This is a genomic window from Streptomyces sp. CC53, from assembly GCF_001865245.1.
Taxonomy (GTDB): Bacteria; Actinomycetota; Actinomycetes; order Streptomycetales; family Streptomycetaceae; genus Streptomyces.
Genome location: NZ_MKXB01000121.1, coordinates 1 through 1,547 on the forward strand (window position 1 = coordinate 1; position 1,547 = coordinate 1,547).

Annotated in this window: 2 protein-coding genes; both read right to left on the reverse strand. The window is 72.7% G+C overall.

Annotated elements, in window-relative coordinates:
* Positions 1-804: thioesterase family protein (locus BJP40_RS11470; protein WP_071280274.1), on the reverse strand; the 804-nt coding region annotated here is incomplete at its 3' end.
* Positions 805-829: 25 nt separating this feature from the next.
* Entirely contained in the window at positions 830-1,510 is a 681-nt protein-coding gene (locus BJP40_RS11475; RefSeq protein ID WP_071263973.1) for a trimeric intracellular cation channel family protein, read from the reverse strand.
* Positions 1,511-1,547 lie beyond the last annotated feature (37 nt).

The following is a 1,547-nucleotide window of genomic DNA, read 5'->3' on the forward strand; positions in this document are numbered from 1 at the left end:
GCGGGCGAGCTGGCGGGACTGGGCGACCAGGCGGTCGGCGCTGTCCCAGACTTCGGCGTCCTCCTCCAGGAAGCCGCCGGCGAGGTTGCGGGTGGTGATGGAGACCCGCAGCGGACCCGGGGCGGGGCGGCAGCGGATGTGGGTGGTGAGCTCGACGGTGGGCGTCCAGCCGTCGAGACCCAGGTCGAAGGCGGTGGGCGGCAGCGCGTCGACGGTGAGCAGCAGGGACAGCGGGTCCGGGTCCCGTCCGTCGGCCAGACCGAACCAGCCGCGCATCTCGCCCTTGCCTGACGGGGCGCCGACGGCCCAGCCGACGGTCGCCGGGTCGAGCTTGAGGTCGAGGAGCCGGGCGATCCCGGAGGACCCCGGCAGCGGGGCGGGGGCGTCCGCGGGACCCAGGCAGTGCTCGTACGGGGGGATGGCGGGCGGCTTGGCGGTGGTGCGGACGTCGTCGGACAGGCCGTCCAGGTCGCCGTAGGTGGCCACGACGCGGATGTTCTCCACCTCGGCGCCGTCCTCGGCCCGCTGGTAGAGGGACGCCTGGCCGGTGGAGAGGCTCCGTCCGGTGCGGACGGTCTCGGTCCGGATGACGGCCGGGCCGGGCAGCGAGGGCGCCAGGTAGTGGGCGGACACCGTGAAGGGGTGGGGGTGCGGCAGGGCGTCACCGAGCGCGCGGCCCAGCAGGGCGAGCAGGTAGCCGCCGTTGACGACACCGAAGATCGTCCAGTCGGCGGAGAGCTCCACGTCGTAGAGGTCCGGCGTGCGGAGGGTCACCGCGGTGTCGCGGTCGAACTGGCTGTCCATGACGGCACCGTACAACAGCGGGATACTAAGCGGTAGCTTTCCCGTGGGGAGGTTCTTCGGTGGCCGAGGAGCGGCGGTTCCAGGCACGCGGCGCCCGCCAGCGGTAGCGCAGGGCGAGCAGCCGCAGGACGAACGCGGTGACCGCGGCCAGACCACTGGTGAAAGGGTTCAGCATCTCGAACCGGATGAAGAGGACGACCATGGTGGCCCCCACGATCGCCGGCACCGCGTAGAGGTCGCGGTCCCAGCGCAGCAGGGACGGCACCTCGTTGGCGAGCACGTCCCGCAGGACGCCGCCACCCACGGCGGTGGCGAGGCCGAGCGCGGCGGAGGAGGTCAGACCGAGCCCGTAGTCGTACGCCTTGGTCGCCCCGGCCACGCAGAACAGGCCGAGCCCGGCCGCGTCGAAGACGTTGACGGCTGCCTGGGTGCGCTCCACGACGGGGTGCAGGAAGAACACGAGGACGGTGGCGACGAGCGGCGTGAGGAAGTACCCGAGGTCGGTGAAGGCGGCCGGGGGTACGGCTCCGATGACGAGGTCCCGGAAGAGGCCGCCGCCGAGGGCGGTGAACTCGGCGAGGACGGCCATGCCGAAGACGTCGAAGTTCTTGCGCACGGCCAGCAGCGCACCGGAGATCGCGAAGACGAAGATCCCGGCGAGGTCCACGGCGTGGAGGACGGAGGGGGTGAACAGATCCTGGAGCACCGCACCGTTGTACCCCGCGGCCCGGACGGGCGCGCCG